The sequence below is a fragment of the Puerhibacterium sp. TATVAM-FAB25 genome, assembly GCF_046535855.1.
GTDB lineage: Bacteria > Actinomycetota > Actinomycetes > Actinomycetales > Cellulomonadaceae > Puerhibacterium > Puerhibacterium variabilis_A.
Window position 1 is genome coordinate 1 of sequence record NZ_JAXUAK010000033.1, and the last position, 2,167, is coordinate 2,167.

The following is a 2,167-nucleotide window of genomic DNA, read 5'->3' on the forward strand; positions in this document are numbered from 1 at the left end:
GCCCCACCCAGAACCGCTCAGAACCACCCACCCAAGACCACCCAGCACCACCGAGCACTACGCAAGGAGCACCGATGCGCGCACGGACCACGGCCCTGCTGGGCGTGGGCGTCCTCGTGCTTGCGGCCGGCTGCGCCGGCCCGCAGGCGGGCGGCCCGCCCGGCACCGGCCCGCAGGACGCGTCCGACGAGACACCGCTGGTCGGGGTGGCGATGCCCTCCGTCGAGCTCGAGCGATGGGTGGGCGACGGGGAGAACGTCTCCGCGCAGCTGACCTCGCTCGGCTTCGACGTCGACATGCGCTACGCCGAGGACGACCCGGCCACCCAGGTCGAGCAGCTCCGGGCGATGGTCGACGCGGGCGCGGACGCGCTCGTCGTCGCCTCCGTCGACGGCAGCGCGCTGAGCGACGTGCTGGCCGACGCCGGCGCCGCCGACATCCCGGTGATCGCCTACGACCGGCTCATCAGCGGCACCGACGCCGTCGACTACTACGCGTCGTTCGACAACCACCGCGTCGGCGTGCTGCAGGGCACCGCGCTGCTGCGCGGGCTCGGCGTCGTCGACGCCGCCGGCAAGCCCACGGGCGCTGCCGGGCCGTTCGCCGTCGAGCTGTTCGCCGGGTCGCCCGACGACAACAACGCCACCGTCTTCTGGGACGGCGCCATGTCGGTGCTGCGCCCGTACCTGGACTCCGGGGTGCTCACCGTGCCGTCGGGCCAGGTGCAGCGCGAGCAGGGCGCGATCCAGGGCTGGGCGGCCGACCTGGCCGGCGAGCGGATGACCTCGCTGCTGGGCCCGTACCGGGACGGGCTGCGCCTCGACGGCGTCCTGTCGCCCTACGACGGCATCTCGCAGGCGATCCTCGCCGCGACCGCGGAGCTCGGCTACGTCCCCGTGGTCACCGGGCAGGACGCCGAGCTCGACGCCGTGCGCTCCGTGGCGGCGGGGGAGCAGTACGCCACCGTCTACAAGGACACCCGGCAGCTGGCCGAGGTGACCGTGCAGATGGTGCAGGCCTTGCTGGACGGCGGCGAGCCGGAGGTCAACGACACGACGTCGTACGACAACGGCGTCAAGGTCGTGCCCGCCTACCTCCTGGCCCCGCAGGAGGTCACGGAGGACAGCTACACCAAGGTGCTCGTGGACAGCGGGTACTACACCGCCCAGGAGCTGCGATGACCGCGCTGACGACGACCCCCGTGACCCCGCCGGCGTCGGCGACCCCGCCGCCGGCCGCGACGCCGGGTGGCGCGCCGACCGCCCCGACGCCGGCCCCGCGCCGGCGCGGGGCGTGGTTCTGGGACCGGCCGATCGCGACGAAGGTCGCCACGGCGCTGCTCGTGCTCGGCGTCTCGTTCTCCGTCGTGGGCGGCGCCGGCGCCGTCGCGCTGTGGCGCTCCGCGGAGCACCTCGAGCAGATGTCGCGGCTCAACACCGAGCTGCAGCGGTCGTTCGCCGACCTGTCGGTGGACCAGGCGCGCAGCCACCTGCTGGTGCAGCGAGCCGCCGACGCCGACCCGACGACCCGCGAGCAGCTGCTCACGTCGTCCGCGTGGGTGGACGAGGACGTGGCGGCGCAGGTCGCGGTGATCGAGTCCTTCCCCGAGGCGGCCACCCCGCAGTGGGAGGACTTCCGGACCCGCTGGGACGCGTGGACCGCCTACCGCGACTCCACCCTGGTGCCGCTGGTGCGGGCCGGTGACGCGGCCGGCTTCCGGGCCGCGGTAGCGGGCGACGTCGCCGCCGACCCCGACTGGGCCGGGCGCGCGCTGGCGCTGGCCTCCGCGCAGACGGACGCCGACGTCGTCGCCATCCAGGAGGCGGGCCAGGCCGAGGCGCGGACCATGATCGCCGTGCTCGCCGTGGCGTTCGTCGTGGCGAGCGCGTGCGCCGCCCTGCTGGCCCTGGCCACGGTGCGCCGCATCAACCGCTCGGTGCAGGCGGTGGCCGCGACGGTCGACGCCCTCGCCGAGGGCGACCTCACCCGCGAGACGTCCGTGGCCGAGCGCGACGAGATCGGCCGCATGGCCGCCGGGCTCGACCGCGCCCGCGACAGCCTGCGCGCCACGCTGGCCGGCGTCGTCGAGACCGCAGCCGTGGTGGCCGGCTCCGCCGAGCGGCTGCGCGAGGCGAACGGCGACGTCGCCGCCGGCGCCGAGGAGACG

At 75.4% G+C, this 2,167-nt stretch carries 2 protein-coding genes; both read left to right on the forward strand.

Translation table 11 applies throughout. The features are described 5' to 3' along the window. Positions 1 to 74 precede the first annotated feature (74 nt). The gene (locus U5M74_RS16155) at positions 75 to 1,181 is read left to right on the forward strand and encodes a substrate-binding domain-containing protein (RefSeq protein ID WP_410909941.1); all 1,107 of its coding nucleotides are present in this window, start codon (positions 75 to 77) and stop codon (positions 1,179 to 1,181) included. Beyond that, on the forward strand, positions 1,178 to 2,167 hold a 990-nt coding region (locus U5M74_RS16160), incomplete at its 3' end, for a HAMP domain-containing protein (protein ID WP_410909942.1). The genes U5M74_RS16155 and U5M74_RS16160, both read left to right, overlap by 4 nt.

Bases quoted from the DNA above. Each gene is read 5' to 3' on its own strand.
- U5M74_RS16155 (WP_410909941.1), top strand. From the start codon at position 75: ATGCGCGCACGGACCACGGCCCTGCTGGGCGTGGGCGTCCTCGTGCTT.